The 18,148-nt window shown below is 59.0% G+C and carries 16 protein-coding genes; 11 read left to right on the top strand and 5 right to left on the bottom strand.

What is annotated here, in order from left to right; all coding sequences use genetic code 11:
• Nucleotides 1-91: 91 nt before the first annotated feature.
• Nucleotides 92-574 carry an HIT family protein gene (locus F8N44_RS28275; RefSeq protein ID WP_150652640.1) on the bottom strand — a complete coding sequence of 161 codons (483 nt, stop codon included), beginning with the start codon at nucleotides 572-574 and terminating at the stop codon, nucleotides 92-94.
• A 293-nt stretch (nucleotides 575-867) separates the two neighbouring features.
• On the opposite strand from F8N44_RS28275, the gene F8N44_RS28270 reads away from it, so the two are divergent.
• Nucleotides 868-2,400, top strand: a complete 1,533-nt coding sequence (locus F8N44_RS28270; RefSeq protein WP_150652639.1) for a hypothetical protein — start codon at nucleotides 868-870, stop codon at nucleotides 2,398-2,400.
• 222 nt (nucleotides 2,401-2,622) lie between these two features.
• Here the strand turns inward: F8N44_RS28270 and F8N44_RS28265 are convergent, their stop codons facing one another.
• On the bottom strand, nucleotides 2,623-8,097 hold the full coding sequence (locus tag F8N44_RS28265) for an AAA family ATPase (RefSeq protein ID WP_150652638.1): 5,475 nt from the start codon (nucleotides 8,095-8,097) through the stop codon (nucleotides 2,623-2,625).
• Between the two features lie 29 nt (nucleotides 8,098-8,126).
• Nucleotides 8,127-8,798, bottom strand: coding sequence for a response regulator transcription factor (locus F8N44_RS28260; RefSeq protein ID WP_150652637.1), 672 nt, complete (start codon nucleotides 8,796-8,798; stop codon nucleotides 8,127-8,129).
• 199 nt (nucleotides 8,799-8,997) lie between these two features.
• Here F8N44_RS28260 and F8N44_RS28255 point away from each other — a divergent pair, with 199 nt between their 5' ends.
• The 5 genes from F8N44_RS28255 (at nucleotide 8,998) to F8N44_RS28235 (ending at nucleotide 13,549) form a co-directional block, all read left to right on the top strand.
• A complete protein-coding gene (locus F8N44_RS28255) occupies nucleotides 8,998-10,014 on the top strand; it encodes a GlxA family transcriptional regulator (RefSeq protein WP_150652636.1) in 1,017 nt (338 codons plus the stop codon).
• A gap of 130 nt (nucleotides 10,015-10,144) precedes the next feature.
• On the top strand, nucleotides 10,145-10,510 hold the full coding sequence (locus F8N44_RS28250) for a response regulator transcription factor (protein ID WP_150652635.1): 366 nt from the start codon (nucleotides 10,145-10,147) through the stop codon (nucleotides 10,508-10,510).
• Between the two features lie 217 nt (nucleotides 10,511-10,727).
• Nucleotides 10,728-11,930, top strand: a complete 1,203-nt coding sequence (locus tag F8N44_RS28245) for an NAD(P)/FAD-dependent oxidoreductase (RefSeq protein WP_150652634.1) — start codon at nucleotides 10,728-10,730, stop codon at nucleotides 11,928-11,930.
• A gap of 53 nt (nucleotides 11,931-11,983) precedes the next feature.
• Nucleotides 11,984-12,913 (top strand): MBL fold metallo-hydrolase, encoded by a 930-nt coding sequence (locus tag F8N44_RS28240; protein WP_150652633.1) that lies wholly within the window; start codon nucleotides 11,984-11,986, stop codon nucleotides 12,911-12,913.
• A gap of 159 nt (nucleotides 12,914-13,072) precedes the next feature.
• Nucleotides 13,073-13,549, top strand: coding sequence for a short chain dehydrogenase (locus F8N44_RS28235; protein WP_150652632.1), 477 nt, complete (start codon nucleotides 13,073-13,075; stop codon nucleotides 13,547-13,549).
• Nucleotides 13,550-13,595: 46 nt separating this feature from the next.
• Here F8N44_RS28235 and F8N44_RS28230 read toward each other — a convergent pair whose 3' ends face one another.
• Nucleotides 13,596-14,030, bottom strand: a complete 435-nt coding sequence (locus F8N44_RS28230; RefSeq protein WP_150652631.1) for a DNA methylase — start codon at nucleotides 14,028-14,030, stop codon at nucleotides 13,596-13,598.
• Between the two features lie 193 nt (nucleotides 14,031-14,223).
• On the opposite strand from F8N44_RS28230, the gene F8N44_RS28225 reads away from it, so the two are divergent.
• The 4 genes from F8N44_RS28225 (at nucleotide 14,224) to F8N44_RS28210 (ending at nucleotide 15,695) form a co-directional block, all read left to right on the top strand.
• A complete protein-coding gene (locus tag F8N44_RS28225; protein WP_150652630.1) occupies nucleotides 14,224-14,472 on the top strand; it encodes a DUF6555 family protein in 249 nt (82 codons plus the stop codon).
• A gap of 2 nt (nucleotides 14,473-14,474) precedes the next feature.
• Complete coding sequence (locus F8N44_RS28220; protein WP_150652629.1) at nucleotides 14,475-14,867, top strand: GFA family protein; 393 nt, start codon at nucleotides 14,475-14,477, stop codon at nucleotides 14,865-14,867.
• A 110-nt stretch (nucleotides 14,868-14,977) separates the two neighbouring features.
• Entirely contained in the window at nucleotides 14,978-15,265 is a 288-nt protein-coding gene (locus tag F8N44_RS28215; RefSeq protein ID WP_150652628.1) for a hypothetical protein, read from the top strand.
• Nucleotide 15,266: 1 nt separating this feature from the next.
• On the top strand, nucleotides 15,267-15,695 hold the full coding sequence (locus tag F8N44_RS28210) for a hypothetical protein (RefSeq protein ID WP_150652627.1): 429 nt from the start codon (nucleotides 15,267-15,269) through the stop codon (nucleotides 15,693-15,695).
• Between the two features lie 111 nt (nucleotides 15,696-15,806).
• Here the strand turns inward: F8N44_RS28210 and F8N44_RS28205 are convergent, their stop codons facing one another.
• On the bottom strand, nucleotides 15,807-16,814 hold the full coding sequence (locus F8N44_RS28205) for an NAD(P)-dependent oxidoreductase (protein ID WP_150652626.1): 1,008 nt from the start codon (nucleotides 16,812-16,814) through the stop codon (nucleotides 15,807-15,809).
• Between the two features lie 495 nt (nucleotides 16,815-17,309).
• Between F8N44_RS28205 and F8N44_RS28200 the strand changes: the two genes are divergently transcribed.
• Complete coding sequence (locus F8N44_RS28200) at nucleotides 17,310-17,672, top strand: DUF6124 family protein (RefSeq protein ID WP_137216921.1); 363 nt, start codon at nucleotides 17,310-17,312, stop codon at nucleotides 17,670-17,672.
• Nucleotides 17,673-18,148 lie beyond the last annotated feature (476 nt).

Raw genomic sequence — 18,148 nt, 5'->3', positions numbered from 1 at the left:
CATGCAAAGACCGAACAGTCGAGATCGACACCAATCAGTCAGCAAGAAGTCGCAGAATAGTTCGCGGGTTCGTTGTCCCTTGTTCCAACAATCAGCCAAACGCAATACGCAGATGTTTGATCACTTCTTCAATGGAAGGGCCTTGCGCCTGCGGTGGTATCGGGTTTTCACCAAACTCCCGCCAGACGAACAACGTCAGCTCTGCACCGTCAGTCGCTGACGCGGCACCTTCAGCGTGGGCAAACGTTTCGAGGAGCCGATATCGCGTGTCCTGCCAGAACAGCGCTTCGACCCAGTGATAAACCGGAATGAAATGGAAGTGGATCGGTAAACCCGGCTGATGCCCGTAGCGACCAATGTAGAGGTGTTTTGGCTTGAGTTGTCGCTCAATGACTTGCTGGGTTTTGGCAAGCAAACCGCCCAATTCGGCCAAGGCATCGGAGGACAACTCGGCCAGCGATGTGGTTTCGACCTTTGTCCCCAGCATCAGATAGCCGGGAAGCGTGTTCGCCAGATGGTGATTGATGATCCAGTGTTCGGTTTCATGAATGATGAAATTCGGGGCAATTTCCATGTGCCGGAGGTCCTGAAGCAATTGAGGTGCCAGCGTAACAAAGGCTGCTTTACGATGCCTGCTGCGTAGTTTGTCGCGTGTTCGAGGAAACGCCCGTAACGAATGGGACTTGTGGTTAGATATCCAGTCTCCGCTTGAGGCCGAGTGGAAAGATTTCAAGGGGCAGAACGTATTTGGAAATCAGATTCTGTTCACTTACAGCATGTATTTCAGGAACGCCAATAGCGCATTGCAAGAGTAGAAACCATTCAGACATATGACATGTCTGTCGCGGAATCCAAAGGACCGTAACAATGAACAATCATTTTCGCCGTAATACCCCTCCCAACGAAGATTATCCAGTTACCAGGCTTCCCACTCGTGCATACGCCCGCTTCGATCACCTCGAGGTCATCTCGGATACCAACTCTGTCCTGCTGGCATTCGACTTGGTCGATGGAGAATGGCTGGACCAGGAAGGACAAAAAAACCCGTTACTCAATGTCGAGCAACCCAACGAGGTTGCAAAGGCGTGGAGTAACTGGAAACAACTTCCTTTGCACCAAGCCCCCAATCCGTTCGAAGCCATGCCAATGTATCGGCTGGAATTCGAACTGTCTGACGGACGTGGATTTTTTGGATTACCACCACTCCCCTCGACAAATGATCTACGCGCCCTACGCAACGCGGCGGGAGATATTGAGAGGCTGTGGTTTGAGCTGGAAATTTACAATCAGCGCGGACAGGGACTCGAAGTGGCACAGCTTTATCCCGGACTCTTCGCTAACCCCGTCCAAGTATATATAAAGGGAAAAATGCCAAAGGCGCGAAAGAGTAAATCCCTGTCCACCGTTTTTTCCCTGAACCGTCTGCCGACCATCTCCACGGGCCAGTTGGAAATTGAGCTTTCCAACGCCACTGCCGATCTTTTAGCGGTGTATGACGTGGGGCAAGGCAATGCAAATGCGCTGATGTCGACTGAACATTTCTCTGCTGGGTTACCGACACACTATTACGACCTTGGCGCTGGCGTTTACAGAAACAAGCACACAACGCCTCACCCGCTAGCGTTTTGTTTCACCCAATCGCCGTCGATCATACTTTCCCATTGGGACGCCGATCATTGGGCTGGAGCCTACGCGCTTAACATCAACAACAATTATCCCGCGCTCAAGCGCAAGTGGATTGCACCACTTCAAGAGGTCGGTCCTCTGCACATCGCGTTTGCCCACGACGTCATCAATAACGGTGGAGAATTTCTCATCTACTCCCCGCTTCCCGGGCAGATCGGTAACGCCAAGCTATCGAAACAACGGCGTATCAGATTTATGTGCGGTCAAGGCAGAGACCGCAATGGCACCGGGATCGTCATGGCAGTGGAAGAGCCTGACAATATCCCTGCAAGAAGCTGGCTGCTTACTGGTGATTGCGACTATCTGCACTTCGTTAAACAACTGAGCCCGTTACCACCCGTGGGTATGGTTGCACCGCATCATGGCGCCGATCTGGACAGCAAGAGCCCCATCCCCAAACCACCAAGCAACGTGAATTACAAGCGGCTGGCATACTCGTTCGGCCCGGGAAACAAACACGGCAAAGCGGCAGTCCGGCATCCGACATCGCAAGGTGTGACACTTCACAACCATGCGGACTGGGATCACTATTTCTGGAGTTTGATAACTCCCGGCGACCGTATTCCCAGAGGCGATATTTTGGCGACCTGTGAGCATACAATCGTAACTGCGCGCGGCGGTGCATTGATCGGGTGGGATTCTCCCCCCGGAGCTCTAAGCGCGCCATGCCACGGCACCGCAATCCAATGTTCCGCACCGCTCATCCAGAGCTAGCGGAGCCAACGTCCTTTCCCTGGATGACCTGTAGAACGGAAGGCGAGTATGCATACGCATTGACAGTAAGACTGACAGTCTCGCCTTCGGAGCTGCTCCTCCAGGAATTTATTCCGTTGAAGTCCTGCTGTGCACCAGCATGACGATAATCGAACCCCAACTATTTCTCTGCTGTTGATCTGTCATAAACATCAGATCTTGAGACAGATGGGATTTTCAGATCTACATCTCTCCCTCCCCCATCGGCAACGCCAACACAACCCGCGCCCCACAGGGCGCATTCACCTCCGCCCACAAGCGTCCGCCATGCGCCTCAATGATCGTGCGGCAGATCGACAGCCCCATCCCCAGTCCGGTGGGTTTGGTGGTGTAGAACGCGGTGAAGACTTCTTCCGCGCGCTCGCAGGCAAATCCCGGCCCGGAGTCGCTGACGGTAATCCGCACGTTTCCACCGGCACGATCGCTGGTGATAGACAGCCGACGCTCGCCCTCCTCCATCACCGCCATGGCCTCCAAACCATTGACGATCAGGTTGAGCAGAACCTGTTGCAACTCAACCCGGTCGGCCAATACCGCCGGCAAGTCGCTGGCCAGTTGCACGGACACCACGACCCCATATCGAGTCGCCTCACTGCGCGTAAACCCGACCATCTCATCCACCACCGCATTGAGATCCAGCGCATGCCGTTGCGGTGGTGTCTTGCGGATCAGCGCGCGGATGCGACCGAGCACGTCGGCTGCGCGGTTGCCATCGTTGATGATGCGCTTGAGCCCCAGTTCGACTTCATCGGTGTTCGGCGGTTGTGCGCCGAGCCAGCGCAACGCGGCGTTGGCATTGGTCACGGTGGCGGCGATCGGCTGGTTGACTTCGTGAGCGATGGACGCCGCCAGCTGGCCCATGGTCGCCACGCGGTTGGCGTGGGCCAATTCCGCTTGCACCTCGCGATACCGGCGTTCGCCTTCGCGCACTTGTTCTTCCGCCTGTTTGCGTTCGCTTAAATCAAGCACGAATGCCACGCCCTGCTGCTGACTGGCTTCGAACGCGGCCAGACCGACAATCACTGGCATCCGACTGCCGTCCTTGCGGATGTATTCCTTCTCGAACGGCTGGGCGCGCCCGGTGCGGATCGCCGTCGCCAGCGCCGCTTCGCTTTCGGCGCGTCGTGCCGGCGGGGTCATGTCGCGCCAATGCACGTTTCCCGAGAGCAGATCATCGCGTTGGTAACCGACCATGCGCAGGAAAGCGTCATTGGCCTCGATGATTTCTCCTTCGACACTCCAGACAATGATGCCGATGATGTTGGCGTCGACCAGCCGGCGAATCTTTGCTTCACGCTCGGCGACGTCGCGATACAGCCGCGCGTTGTCCAGCGAGATTGCCGCTTGTGAAGCGACCAGCCGCAAAACGGCAATGCGCGCCGGGCTGAACACGCCGGCCGACAGATTGTTTTCCAGGTACAGCGCCCCAGCGACCCGACCTTGATTCATCAATGGCAGGCACAGGATCGAGCGGGCACCGTGCTGTTGCATGTACGGATCAGCGGCGAATGCCGGATCGGCGACGGCATCGTCCAGACATAGGGTTTCGCCGGTGCGCAGGGTCTGGTAGAGCACCGATTCGGCCAGCGCGGTTGCGTTGATCGGCTCATTGCAGAGTAATGTGCTGCTGTCGCCAATGCGGGTTCGCGCGGCGATATACGGCGTCTCGCCTTCGGTGAGAATCAGCACACCCTGCTCGGCGCCGGCCTGTTCGATGGCGGTGCGCATGACCGTTTCAATCAACCGGTCGAGAACAATTTCGCCAGACACGGCCTGGGACACCTTGAGCACTGTGGCCAGATCCAGATGCTCAACGGCGGTGATGATGGTCGCAGTCGCGCTCGGCGGCGCGTCTTCCTGGCGCAGAAAACGGTGCCGCCGCTCCAGTTGCCGCACCTTGCCATCGGCGCCCCAACGCAAGTAACCGTAGCGCGCGTCTTGCAGGTAGACGCGGGCGATTTTCGCCAGACCGCGAGCACCGTAGAAACGCGCCGCCAGTTCATTGGCCAAAGCCTCGATGTGAACGAAACCGCTATCCACCGCCAATTGAATCGCTCGCTCGTACAGCAACTCTGCCTCGATCATTTGCCCCGCAACCCGCGCGATTTCGGCGCCGACCAGCGCTACATGACTGGCGAAGGTTTCGGCACACTGTTGTGCCCAGATTTGCAGTTGATCGTGGTGCTCTGCCAAGCGTTGCAGTGGATCGGTATCGGCGTCGCCGTGAACAGCCAACGTCAGCGCTGCGTAGAAGTGGTATTCGGCCTCCTCGAAAAACGAAGAAATTACCCACATCAATTCCCGGGCCTGGGCCGCGCATTCAGCGGCCGCCGCGTAATCCCCGGCCAGATAGCGCGCCTGCAACTTGCGCACCCAGTATTTGCCCCGGGCCAACGCCAGATCAGGCGCAGCGAGGTTCGTCTCGAAGCGCGTTTCATCAAATTGTTCATCGTTGAAACAGCCAAATTCCACAGTCTGCCCGCGCAGCATGCGGATCAATGCTCGTTGGCAACTCATGAAGCTCACCACCAACCCGAAGCGGATTTTCTGCGCGTAGGCCAGCCCCGCCTCGGCCTGAACCTGCACCTCCGCCAGCGGCTCGCCAATAAACAGCAGGTCAGAAATCAGGCTGTTGCCGGCATAGGCCGCGTAGGGCAAATCGCCGATGCGGTTCGCGGCGCTGAGTGCACGGCGCAGCAATTCGCGGCACTCGCGCACCGGGCGCATCCAGCGCACCACGAAGATCGAGAAGCACAGATAAGTGCTCGCCTCGTAGCGTGTCAGGCCGCGGCGGTCGACCAGATCACACCCCAAACGGCCAAAGTGGTAGCCAGCGGCATAGTCACCGAAGCGCCGCCCGGCGACACGGGCAACGTTGGCGTAGAGCACGCAAGAGGCATCGCAATTGCCATGTTGCAGGCTCAGGCTGACGGCTTTGCAAATGGTCAGGCAGGCAAGGTTGGCATCCGACTGCAACGCCGGTGCGAACAGCTTGCTCAACGCATCCAGCGTCACCAGTGAGGCCGGATCCTCCATCAACGGCAGGTCGATCAGTTGTTCTATGCTGCGCTCACCCAGTTGCACCCAGATCTGCTGGTATTCCCGGCGCACTTGCTGATCGTCCGGATGTGCCGTCCAGTCGATGCCAACCTGGCGCAGATAGGCCAGGCAGACGGCAACCGCGCGGTCGCTGCGATCGAGCAAAAGGTAGACATCCATGTGCAGACACGTCACCGCGGCGCGCTCCACTGTGGTTGCCGCGCGCTCGGCCAGAACCTGCAGTCGGGCGTCGGCCAGCGCCAATTGTCCGGTAAGAAATTCGCACTCGGCGCGGTTCAGCTCCAGGGCAAACGCCAACTCATGGCGGCTGTCATAGCCTTGTTCACCAAGCACCGTCGCGCCCGCGCCCAAATAGGTCAACGCGGAGGTGTAAGCGGTCGAAGCCTTGGCACGCTGACCGGCGAGCAGGTTGAATTCGGCCAACTGCTCACGCTCGGACCGGGCGCTGATCAGGCTGGCGCCGCGATTGAGCTGGCCGACGATTTCAAAGATTGCCTCTTCGCGGCCCTCGCCCGGCGTTTGCAGCGCCAACAGCCGGCCGATGCGCAAATGCGTCTGCGCACGCTCGGCTTCGGCAATCAGCGAGTAAGCCGCCTCGTGCACACGGTCGTGTGCAAACGCACAGGCGCCGTCCAGCCGTTCAACCAGATCCTGGCGCACCGCCGGCCACAGCGCCGCGTGCACGCGAGCCGTGGACAGATCGAGGACAGTGGCCAGCGTGTCGATCCGCGCGACGTTCCCCAGGCACGCCAGTTGTTGCAGGGCCTGGCGGGTTTCCAACGGCAAACGCGCCAGCTTGCCGACCATCAGATCGACAACGTTGTCGGTGTAACCTTTGCCGTTGATCAACTCCAGATCCCAGCGCCAACGGCTGAATTGATGGTCGTAAATCAGCAGTTCTTCCTCGGCGAGAGCCTGGAGAAACTGGATAACGAAAAACGGATTGCCGCCGGTCTTGTCCAGTACCAGCCGCGCCAGAGTGACGATGCTCGCGGGTGGGCAGCGCAAGGATTCGGCGATCAGTTGTTCGATGTGCACACCGGCGAGCGGGGTCAGGCGAATCTCGTTGATGTGCGCGCCGGCACTACGAATGGCTTTGAGTTTGCTGCTGAGCGGATGGTCGGCATCGACCTCGTTATTGCGGTAGGCGCCAACCAGCAGCAGATAGCCAACCTCCGCGCGGGTCAGCAGATCTTCGAGCAGATCCAGTGTCGCCGCATCCAGCCATTGCAGGTCATCGAGGAACAGCGCTAACGGGTGTTCAGGTCGGGCGAAGACGCTGATAAAGCGCTGTAGCACCCGCATGAACCGCTGCTGAGCTTGTTGCGGTTCAAGTTCCGGCACCGGTGGCGGCTCGCCGATAATCAGTTTCAATTCGGGGATCAGTTCGGTCATCAGCCGCGCGTTCGGTGACAGTGCCTGCAACAGCGCCGCGCGCCATTCAACGAGCACTTCGCGGCGCTTGCCCAGCAGCGTGCGCACCAGTCCTTGAAAGGCCTGAACCAGCGTCGCATAGGGAATATCGCGCTTGTACTGGTCGAACTTGCCGGAGGCGAACAGCCCCCGCGACGGCACCAGCACTTTATGCAACTCGCTGACCACCGAGGACTTGCCGATGCCGGAATAACCGGAGACCAGCACCATTTTCGGCGATTGGGTTTGTACCACGTGGGCGAACGCATCGATCAGCGTTTGCACTTCGCGCTCGCGACCGTAGAGCTTTTCCGGGATCAGCAGGCGATCGATGGCGCCCTGCTCGTTCAGCGTGAATGTCTCGATGTGCCGGGCGCGGCGCCAGTCGTCCAGGCAACGGCGCAGGTCATGCTCGACACCGGCAGCGGTTTGATAGCGCTCTTCAGCGGTCTTGGCGAGCAACTTCATGACCACCCGCGAGAGCATCACCGGCACGGTGGCCACTCGTTGACAGGCCGGCATCGGCAACCGCGCGATATGGCAATGCACCCACTCCATCGGGTCATTGGCGCTGAACGGCAGCGAGCCGGTGAGCATTTGATAAAGGGTCACGCCAAAGGCATACAGATCACTGCGCGAATCGATCGAGCGATTCATCCGCCCGGTTTGTTCTGGCGCCATGTAGGCCAGGGTGCCGGCGATGGTTTCCGGTGGCTCCGGCGCCTGCCGTTCACGGGGCAGACGTGAGGCGAGACCGAAGCCGGTCAGCCGTGCCTGGCCGTCGCTGCAATTGACCAGAATGTGTTGCGGCTTGAGGTCTTTGTGCACCAGACCGCACTGGTGCAGCCGGCCCAGCGCCACGGCGATATTGATTGCCAGCAGCAGGCCGGTCTCGGTGTCCAGCGGAGCGGTCAGCAAGCGCGACAGCGGCTCACCGCCGGGGTCGTCGAACACCAGGCATGTCGTTGCGCCTGCGCGTTCAAGGACTCGCGGTTGCAGCGCCCATTCAGCGTTGAGATAGTCCTTGAGGCTGTATTCATGCGCCAGGCGATCAAGGGTCGCAGGCAGCGGCTGAGCGAGGGCCGGGCGCATCACCAGAACACTGTGACTGCTCTCCCTCTGGTCGCGTTCGCGAGCAAACACCCGTTCGCCGTCGTCCCACAACATCTGCTTTTTGCTGGCCATCTGTGTCGACACCGTCAATGGGTTGCTGCTCAACCGTTGCGGCGCGCGGGCTCGATGCCCAGGGTTTCGGCTATACGCACCAGATCCGCCACTGAGCGGGCTGACAGTTTTTTCATCACCTGGCCGCGATGGACTTTCACCGTCACTTCGCTGAGGTTGAGCTGCGCCGCGATCTGCTTGTTCATCAGCCCACCGATGACGAAGCTGAGCACCTCGCGCTCACGCACGGTCAGCGTCTCGTAGGCCAGGCGCATAACCGCGCCAGATTGCTCGGCAATCAACCGCGCACTGTCCCGGGCCAGCGCGCTGGCCACGGCGTCGAGCATGTCCTGATCGCGAAACGGCTTGGCGAGAAAGTCCACTGCACCGGCCTTCATCGCCTTGACGGTCATGGCGATATCGCCATGACCGGTCATGAATACGATGGGAATGCGCACGCCGGTCTTTTCCATCTGCTCCTGAAAGGTCAGGCCGCTTTCACCCCGCAGGCGCACATCGAGCACCAGACAACCGGGGACATCGCGTTTGGCCGATGCAAGAAAATCCTGGGAGGTTTCGAAGGTCTGCACCTGCAGGCCGATCGAACGCAGCAAACCGTCGAGAGCCTGACGCATGGAGGCGTCGTCGTCGACCACATAAACCACCGGTTCCCTCAGCACGGGCGGGCTTGCGCTGGGGCTGGAATGCGACCACAGAGTCATCGTGAGTCCTCGACGAGATCGCAACGCGTGCGATGTGCAGGTGAATAATCTAGTCCATGATGGCAAACGCAGCCAGATGCCAGCCAAACGGTCGCGCAGCAGGCTAGCAGTCGGCGCACGTTGCCGACAGGCCAGAAAACCCTGAATATCGGCCATGCCGTAACCGTCCCACTTCAGCCGATTGAACAGGCAGATTTCGATGCCCAGCGTTTCCCCGCAGCCCGGCACTTCAACCGCGCAATCACGCGACGTGGTTTTCATCGCCTACCCGCGAATGAGCCTGCTCGACCTCAGCGGTGCACAAACGGTGTTCTGGGCCGCGAGCAAAGCAATGTCCGAACGCAGTCAAGCGGGCTATCAACTGCACACCGCCAGCCTTGAAGGCGGGTTGGTGCACACCGTCGAAGGTTTGGCCGTCGACACCCGCGCGCTACGCGATCTGAACATGGCCACACTGGATACCCTCGTCGTCCCCGGTGCCCCGGACATCTGCCAGACCCTAGACGAGCATGGCCAACTGACCGACTGGCTGCGGCGCGAGGCTGCGAGTGCGCAACGCGTGGTCTCGGTGTGCAGTGGCGCGTTCCTGCTGGCCAAGGCTGGCCTGCTCGACGGCTGTCGCGCCGCAACGCACTGGGCCATGTGCGAGACGTTGCGCGAACGCTTCCCGACGATCGAAGTGGATGCCGATGCGATTTTCATCCAGCAAGGGGCGGTGTGGACATCGGCGGGCGTCACGGCCGGTATCGATCTGGCGCTGGCGCTGGTCGAGGCGGATGCCGGCCGCGAAGTGGCCTTGCAGGTCGCCCGCGAACTGGTCGTGTACCTCAAACGCCCCGGTGGTCAGGCGCAATACAGCACGTTGCTGCAAGCGCAGGTGCAGGACAGCCCGTTGTTCGACCCGCTGCACCTGTGGCTGATGGACAACCTCGGCGATCCCAGACTGAGTGTGGAGCGTCTCGCCGAGCAGGCCAGAATGAGCCTGCGCAATTTCACCCGGGTCTACAAACAGAACACCGGCCGCACGCCATCCAAAGCCATCGAACTGTTCCGCCTCGAAGCGGCCAAGCGTCTGCTGGAAAACTCGGCGCACAACATCGACAAGGTCGCGCGTCTCTGCGGTTTCGGTGATGAAGAGCGTCTGCGCGCCTGCTTCCAGCGTCACCTGTCGATTTCTCCGCGTGATTACCGTAGTCGCTTCACTCGTGAAGGCTGATCGCCGGAAGCGCTGACTATCAAAGGGTCTCGACGCGCTATACCTAGGTATAGTTTTGCGCCAGCGCGGACGGCGTATGGTGCAAGAACGACAGGAGTCGTCACGCTTGCCCATCCGGTCAGGGAGCCCTATGCACAACACGGTTGTCATTGCAGTGGTTGACGACGACGAGGCCATTCGCAGTGCGCTGGAAAGCTTGTTGCGCGCCAGCGGTTATCGGGTGCTCAGCTATCCGGGCGCCCAGGCGTTCCTTGACTCAGAAGGCCCGGCACAGACGCATTGCCTGATCTCCGATATCCAGATGCCCGGCATCAGCGGCACCCAACTTTATAAAGAGTTATGCGCGCAAGGATGGCGCATTCCGGTGATTTTCGTCACCGCCGATCCCGATGAAATGCACACCCGCGCCCCCGGCGTCATCGCTTGCCTGGCCAAACCCTGCTCCCCGGAAATTCTGCTCAGTCACATCGACACGGCCCTGAACCTTGCCCGGTAGTGTGTTCGATACCTTCGTATACCTCCCTTCGACCCATGCGTAATCCACGCACACCGATGGACAACTGCGCCCGCGCCTCCCACGCCATAGCATTGCTTTCGACAGCGGGCGATTAAGTGCCATGCAGTACGGCAAGCAGTTTGCGGCGGCCAGTGATCGTCACGCCAAGGTCGAAACGACCCGGGTTTATTCATCCATCAGCGTCAGGGAGCACATTATGAAACAGCAATTATTGGTGATCGGTGCAGGGTTCGGTGGGCTATGGAGCACGTTGAGCGCCGCGCGTTTGCTGGATATGCATGACCGCAACGATGTGGAAATCACACTGCTCGCCCCGCAAGCCGAACTGCGCATCCGTCCGCGTTTCTACGAACCCGATGTGCACAGCATGTACGCGCCGCTGGATGCACTGTTCGCTGCCGTCGGTGTGCGTTTCGTCAAAGGCACCGCCGAGAGCATCGACGGCCAGGCACGTCGCGTTGGTTATCGTGATGAAAGCGGTCGTCCGGGTGAGCTTTCTTACGATCGACTGGTGCTGGCCAGCGGCAGCCAACTGGCCCGTCCGCCGGTGCCGGGGCTGAAAGAGCATGCGTTCGACGTAGACCAGATCGAATCGTCGGCGCGCCTGGAACGCCACCTCCATTCGCTGGCCAGTCAACCGGTCAGCAAGGCCCGCAATACCGTGGTCATCGCCGGGGGTGGCTTCACCGGTATCGAAACCGCGACCGAAATGCCGAGCCGTCTGCGCGCCATTCTCGGTGACGATCAAGACGTCCGGGTGATCATCGTCGACCGCAGCAAAGACATCGCTGCAACCATGGGCGACGGCATTCGCCCGTCCATCATCGAAGCATCAAAAGAACTGGGCATCGAATGGATCGTCGACGCCAGCGTTGCCGCCGTGGATGCCAACGGCGTCACCCTCGCCGACGGCCGCCACATCGAGAGCAACACGGTGATCTGGACCGTGGGTTTCCGCGCCAGCCCGCTGACTGAACAGCTCAATGCCGAGCGCGATGGCCAGGGTCGTCTGCACGTCGACGGCAACCTCAAAGTGCAAGGCCTTGAACACGTGTTCGCCGCCGGTGATGTCGCCCGCGCCGCCACCGACGACGTCGGTAATTTTTCGGTGATGTCCTGCCAGCACGCGATCAGCCTCGGCCGTCACGCCGGCAACAACGCCGTCGCCGATCTGCTCGGCGTGGCACCGACCACCTACCGTCAGCCGAAATACGTGACCTGCCTCGACCTGGGCGCCTGGGGCGCGGTGTACACCGAGGGCTGGGATCGCCAGCTGAAACTGGTGAAAGACGAAGCCAAGGAACTGAAGACGCAAATCAACAGCGTATGGATCTACCCGCCGGTCGCCGAGCGTAGCGCCGCTCTGGCCGCTGCCGACCCTGCGATTCCCGTGGCCTGATCTGCCCCGAGCGCCCAAGAACCGATGTCTTGCCTGATAAAAAGGAGAACACCATGACCATGCATCTGGATTCCTTCACCGCCAACAGCGCCACCCTGCAAACCCCGACCGAAGAGCTGGTGCCGTCGCGCTACGCGCTGCGCCTCGGTGACATCGACGTGATGGTAATCAGCGACGGCGTTCTGCCGCTGCCGACCCAGACCATGTCGACCAACGCCGATCCCGCCGACCGCGCTGAGTGGTTCAAAGAGATGCATCTGGGCCCCGACGCGTTCGACTGGGCACTCAATGTGCTGGTGATACGCAGCGGCGAGCAGGTCATCCTCGTCGACGCCGGACTTGGCGGCCAGTTCCCCGGCTTCCCCCGCGCCGGGCAGTTTCCCAAACGCCTCGCGGCGGCCGGCATCGACCTCGCAGACGTCACCGATATCGTCATCACCCACATGCACATGGACCACATCGGCGGACTGCTCGTCGACACGGTGAAAAACCGCTTGCGCGACGACGTGCGCATCCACGTCACCGCCACCGAAGTCGATTTCTGGACCTCGCCGGACTTCACCAGCACCGACATGCCCGCGCCGGTGCCGGACGTGCTGCGCTCGACCGCCAATGCGTTCATCCAGCAGTACCAAAGCAAGCTGCGCATCTTCGAAGACGCGTTCGAAGTCGCCCCCGGCGTAGTCGCCAAAATCACCGGTGGCCACACCCCGGGCCACTGCGTGGTCTACGTGACCTCCGGCGCCGAACGTCTGACTTTCGCCGGCGACGCCCTGTTCCCGGTGGCCTTCGACCACCCGGACTGGCACAACGGCTTCGAGCACGACCCGGATGAAGCGGTCCGCGTGCGCGTGCGCCTGCTGCAGGAAGCCGCCGCCAGTGGCGAACTGTTTGTCGCCACGCACCTGCCCTTCCCGTCGGTCGGCCGCGTTGCCGTCAATGGCGAGGCGTTCCGCTGGATTCCGGCAATCTGGGATTACTGATTGAGCTAGCGCCACACCGCTTCGCCCGGCCTTGGTCGGGCGAAGTTGTTTTCGCCTGTTACAGATCCGTTCCGGGACAACCGCTACCTTTCCTCTTTTACATGGAACGACGGTCGATCCTTGTTCTCTACCGCTGAACCTACAGCGGAGGGATTGACCATGATTGCCCCTGAAACCGGTATGAAACCGGGTGAGCGCTATCGCATTGAAAGCGTCGAGCGCGCGCCGCAATTTCCTGGATTTTTTCTCGACGGCAAGTATTACCTGGGCCCCGAGTTGCAGACGGCCGTCGGCTGGCTCGAAGGGCAGAATTTCCTGTATGACCAACTCGATCCCAATGGCGAACCGGTTTATCCGGACAGAATCGTCGGCACGATCACCGCGCGGACACTGGAACTCTCAGATGGCCTGCGTATGAGCATCGAGGAAATACCGTTTCAGGCAGAAGCCGTTGCGCCATTCCAGGCGCCTGACGAAGTGATCATGGAAACCCGACCACTGGCGTTACCTCAGCGGCGTACAGCCACTGGTTTTCGACAGCCAATGCAACCTTCGGCGCTCCTGGTTGCAGGCGCTGCACTGCTGGTTGGCCTGTGCCTGTTGGCGATCAATCGTTCTGGCCGTCGAGTCAAATAGGCTTTGCGCGATCTGGGCGGTGAGCGCTTTTCGTCACGGCCCACGATCAAAAGCTGATCACAGCGCTTGCCTCGCGCATAAAGATTTCCACGGTTTTCGGACCGATGCCGTCGAACTCCGCCAGGCGTTTCTCAAACGCCGGACGATCAGCGCTGGCCTCGACCATATGGCTGATCTTGCCCGCGTACTCGTCGTTTAACCTGCGTGCCAAGGCGTGCAGCCGTACGGCGGTGGTCTCGTCGTAACGCACGTAATGCGCCTCCCCGAGCATCGCAACCAGCTCACGATGGCTGCACGCAGCGAGTTTGCGCGGAGTATCGCGCCCGTGTTTATCGGCAATCACCCGATAGGCTTCGGCGGCGATTTCGGCCTGTATCCGCTTGCCCATCAGAAAACTGGCAAGTAACCATTTGAACAGGCCGCCGTCATCGTTGTGCTGGAGGTGAATGTTCAAATCCCTGGCGCTGATCGTCTTGTTCACCGAGTACCTCCGGGGTGAAATCGTGAGGATTTTTCATGCTCTGTCTGCGTGGCAGAGGCTTGATCTTTAGGTCACCGCCGGTTCCAACCGTTCAAAGCAAAACAATTGTCAGCAGCCTGAAACAAACCCCGAAAATCCTTTGAATTTTTTTCGTCGGCAAAACTCATTTGCGTATGAGCGTAAGGAGGAACGCATGAGCAACGTCGACATCTTCGTCATCGAATACAAACTTCACGGCCAGCCAAAATCGTTCGTCATCCGCGCAAAAACCATGCGCAACACTGACGCATGGCATTGGGCGAGTTGCGATGCCGGCATCGCGCCGATTCCCAAACCCGGCAAGCCACCGTTGAAAGTCATCTCCAAACCCCAGGCCGAGCGTTTCGGCATCACCGAGGTGAAATGGCGCGAAACGGCAACGGTGGACTGGATGGAGGCTTAGTCGTGCTCAAACAGATAGGCAACACGCTGATCCGCCGAGACCACCGCGCGAGTTGCCATTGCGGCGCCGTCATTCTCGAAATCCACCTGCCCGAAGGCCTGCCCACGCCCCACCGCTGCGACTGCTCGTTCTGCAAACGCCGAGGCGCAATTGTCGCCGCAGTGCCGGCGGCTGACCTGAAAGTGATCCGCGGTAAGTCTGCGTTGTTGAAGTACAGCTTTGGCCAGCAAGTGGCAGAGCACTTCTTCTGCGGGAATTGCGGCATTTACACCCATCACCGACGTAGTACCAATCCGCATGAGTTTGGTTTCAATGTGGGGTGTCTTGAAGGGGTTAATCCTTACGATCTGGGTGAGGTGCCGGTGGCGGATGGAGGGGCTTGGCAGTCGCCGTGAGATTCCTGTGGTTAATGTGACTGAGTTAAGCTCATTTGATTGAGGGGTGAGTTTCATCTCCTCCGAGCAGAGCGAATCGCCTGGCCCGATAGTCTGACTTCAGGAAGTTTATGACCTCAAAATTGGCAATCTCGAATCTTTTAGGGCCTTGGCACGGGGATGTCCATACCGGGCTGATGCAACGCTGCCAGGAGTCATGGGATACACCGCTAATGCATTTGAGCGATCTGATGGTCGCTACTTTCTTGAATCAGAATATCGCTCCCGAACAGCTGTTGATCGAGGCAAAAGAGCGCATCGAAGTTCGCGAAAGAGATGGCTCCGAGTACTTCGACGGCCAGCTTCTCGAAGCGATAGAAAATGTGAGGTCTCGGGGGCTGGATTTTTCTGGAGTTTGATATGGGGTTCTCCTCCACGCTTTGGGCTTGGTACGGCCAGAATGAGTACAAGCAGGTTCTTGCCGCGTGCGAAGTAATCGAAGCGCTTGGGTTTCTCGCCCAACCCTCGGACATACAGCAGGCAACTATCCCGGATTGCCCCGCCTGTGAAGTCTGGTCCGAGATGATTCTTCCGATAGAGAAGGTACTTTCAATCTGCGGCAGCGGGCTACCGGAGGACGTGAAGAGCCGGCTGGAAGACATTTGGCAGCGATGCAATAGCCTTACCGAGGCCGCATTTCATTGCCATGATCGCCTGATCTTTGAGCATGAAGAATGGATGCCCATCAGGACACGCGCCAACGAGTTGATGGCTTTAATGGATTCGACGGAAATCCATCCATTGCTGGATGACTTGCTATTGGACTGTAAAAAGTTGCTCTCGGAATAATTCGCTGAGTCGTTCACGCTTGCCAAAACGGTTTTACGTTTCAACAGTTGAGTGAATGCGCAGCACCGCCGACCTGAATGAGCGGCACGTCGGCGGTGCTGCGCAGAACGGTTACTGCACTCGCAGTTCCAGCAGTTCACCCCCCTCTTTGTTCAGACGCTGCAGATATGAACCGGCGTCGAGCAACTGATAAGGAAAGTAAAGACCTGCCGGAGTCGGCGGTTGACCATCCAGCCCAAGCAATCGCTCCAGCAGCATGGCGACGCTCAGCCCCGTAAGTGCCGCGGCGCCTGCCGGGTGAACGAGGGCATGCCGGGTGTGCAACGATCGCCCTTGATGATCCTCACCGACCATTTCGATGAGGATCTCGGTCGACATCGGCCGACCCGCGCGTCGCGAAGAACTGACCCCGCTGGCGAGATTGAACTGCACATTCGCCGCATCGGTGGCCGCCGCCAGCCCAGTGACATCAATCGACGAGAAACCGCTGGCTTGCATCGGCGTACCGTCCAGCGCATGGAAGCTGACGTTCTTTTCCGACCCTTCGCGCCAGATGTAATCCCCCTCGCGCCGAGTCAGGGCGGCGGGCAGCATTTTGTTCAGGTGTTCAAAATCCTTGGCCACCGTGGGTCCGCCGCCGTCCTCCTCGTCGACCAACGCATCGATGCGAATATCGCGCACCCGGGCAAAGGCCTCGGCAAGGTGCAGCGCCGTCACCGTCGTTGCACCCACCATCCATTCGTAACCCAGCACGATGGCGGATGCGTCAGGGCGATGGATGTAACTGGCGATTTGCGGCGCAATCTCGAAAATGCCGGACGAAATACTCAGGTGCGGCACCTTGCGCTGCTGCGCGAAACGCAACCCGGCAAGAGAATGATCCATATAGAAAACCGCCACGGCGCTGATCGGGCGATTGTCCAATCCCAGGTCATCTGCCGCAGGATCAATGACCACCCCCTGCGCCCCGCCCATTTCCTCGGCGGCTTGTTGAGCTTTGGCCAGGTCGCGACCGCCGATCAGCAACGGGACGTCGGGATGGGCGGCGCGCAACGCTTCGGCAGAACGATGGCCGATGGCGCCGGAGCCGCCCAGAAACAAAATCGGATGAACTGACATGGGTATCCTTCCTCGTCTTTTTGGGTTGCAACCTAGTGTTGGTGCGCGCGCGGGCGTGAGGGTTCCAGGCCATTGTCTGAGCTGGAGGGCGGGCCGACGAATGTCATCTTGAACGGAGTGTGGATGAGGCGTGTTTAGGTGTTTTTCGTAGCTGTTTAAAAGACACGTCGCGTTACCGGCTCAAGGCTACAACGTCTTGCGCCGTTGCCTACGACTACGCCAGAATCCGCCGGCTTGTGCGTCTGGGATGCAGGTTTTATCGTTTCCGGGTCACTGAACAACAGTGATGGGGTTTGGTAGCCCGCTTCCATATGACGCATAACGTCACCGTACGCAGATGCTTTTTCAGCATTTGTCTTATGGTGGCCATGCGCAGGGCGTCCTCGGGCGCGCCGGATTTTCCATATGGGCCGGTCTACCAACCTTCGTATGGCCACCACCTTTCGTTTGGTAGCGAAGGTGATGGCTCCTTAAGTCCCATATGGAGCTTCATCTATGTTCAAACCAACGCCGAATCCACCAGAAACCGATCCAGTTTCACCCTACAAATTCCCGGACTCCCGAACCCTCAACGACGCAGCCGAACGCGCCCTTGACTACTACCTAACGCCAACCCAGCGCATCATGGGCAGCGACCAGAAACACGCCCCCATGTTTCTAGCCAACGCCGACTACGACAGCGAGTCCCTGCTCGTCAACGCCAGCGAGTCCCTAAGCTCAGCCACCGAAATGCTCTGCAACTTCGCCGCCCTCCTGGACCCAGGCCACCGCAAAACTGCGCTGGGGATTGCGCAAGTGGTAATGCTGGGGGAACTGGCGGTGAATCAAGCACTGGATAAAGTTGTGCCGGTGGATTAAAAGTTTTTTCCCTTTTCAACTTCGGGACAGCAACTTCGGGGACAGAACCAATTTAAAAACGTGGTTTGCCCCCTATTGCTCCCTATTGCTCCACAAAGGAATTTTATTGTCAAGCTGGGCCTTAAGACTGGAGACGATTGTATCTACGCAATCTAGGGACTCATCCAAGTACCCAGTTCGAATATCAAGCCTTCCAAATGGATCTTTTTTAATGTTAACAGTAGATCTTAATATACTATCGACTTCCGAGCCAGATTGTTCTGCACATTCACCATTTGCATGAACAAGAATATTTCTCACCTTGCGAAGTGTATGAATTTTCCCAATGAGTCCTTTATCAAATTGCAATTCCATCCTCGCGATTATTTCTAACGACTCGCTCAGATATAAGTTTTTTGACATAACCTCATTTAACTGCCGACCAATATAGCGAGCAACTGTTGATAATAGATACTCTAACGCGCTGTATGTTGATA

The sequence above is a fragment of the Pseudomonas fluorescens genome, assembly GCF_902497745.1.
GTDB classification, from domain to species: domain Bacteria; phylum Pseudomonadota; class Gammaproteobacteria; order Pseudomonadales; family Pseudomonadaceae; genus Aquipseudomonas; species Aquipseudomonas fluorescens_BM.
The sequence above is the reverse complement of the archived record's forward strand: the minus strand, read 5'-3'. Positions and strand labels throughout refer to the sequence as shown.

Bases quoted from the DNA above. Each gene is read 5' to 3' on its own strand.
- F8N44_RS28275 (WP_150652640.1), bottom strand. From the start codon at position 574: ATGGAAATTGCCCCGAATTTCATCATTCATGAAACCGAACACTGGATC.
- F8N44_RS28270 (WP_150652639.1), top strand. From the start codon at position 868: ATGAACAATCATTTTCGCCGTAATACCCCTCCCAACGAAGATTATCCA.
- F8N44_RS28265 (WP_150652638.1), bottom strand. From the start codon at position 8,097: ATGGCCAGCAAAAAGCAGATGTTGTGGGACGACGGCGAACGGGTGTTT.
- F8N44_RS28260 (WP_150652637.1), bottom strand. From the start codon at position 8,798: ATGACTCTGTGGTCGCATTCCAGCCCCAGCGCAAGCCCGCCCGTGCTG.
- F8N44_RS28255 (WP_150652636.1), top strand. From the start codon at position 8,998: ATGCCCAGCGTTTCCCCGCAGCCCGGCACTTCAACCGCGCAATCACGC.
- F8N44_RS28250 (WP_150652635.1), top strand. From the start codon at position 10,145: ATGCACAACACGGTTGTCATTGCAGTGGTTGACGACGACGAGGCCATT.
- F8N44_RS28245 (WP_150652634.1), top strand. From the start codon at position 10,728: ATGAAACAGCAATTATTGGTGATCGGTGCAGGGTTCGGTGGGCTATGG.
- F8N44_RS28240 (WP_150652633.1), top strand. From the start codon at position 11,984: ATGACCATGCATCTGGATTCCTTCACCGCCAACAGCGCCACCCTGCAA.
- F8N44_RS28235 (WP_150652632.1), top strand. From the start codon at position 13,073: ATGATTGCCCCTGAAACCGGTATGAAACCGGGTGAGCGCTATCGCATT.
- F8N44_RS28225 (WP_150652630.1), top strand. From the start codon at position 14,224: ATGAGCAACGTCGACATCTTCGTCATCGAATACAAACTTCACGGCCAG.
- F8N44_RS28215 (WP_150652628.1), top strand. From the start codon at position 14,978: ATGACCTCAAAATTGGCAATCTCGAATCTTTTAGGGCCTTGGCACGGG.
- F8N44_RS28210 (WP_150652627.1), top strand. From the start codon at position 15,267: ATGGGGTTCTCCTCCACGCTTTGGGCTTGGTACGGCCAGAATGAGTAC.
- F8N44_RS28205 (WP_150652626.1), bottom strand. From the start codon at position 16,814: ATGTCAGTTCATCCGATTTTGTTTCTGGGCGGCTCCGGCGCCATCGGC.
- F8N44_RS28200 (WP_137216921.1), top strand. From the start codon at position 17,310: ATGTTCAAACCAACGCCGAATCCACCAGAAACCGATCCAGTTTCACCC.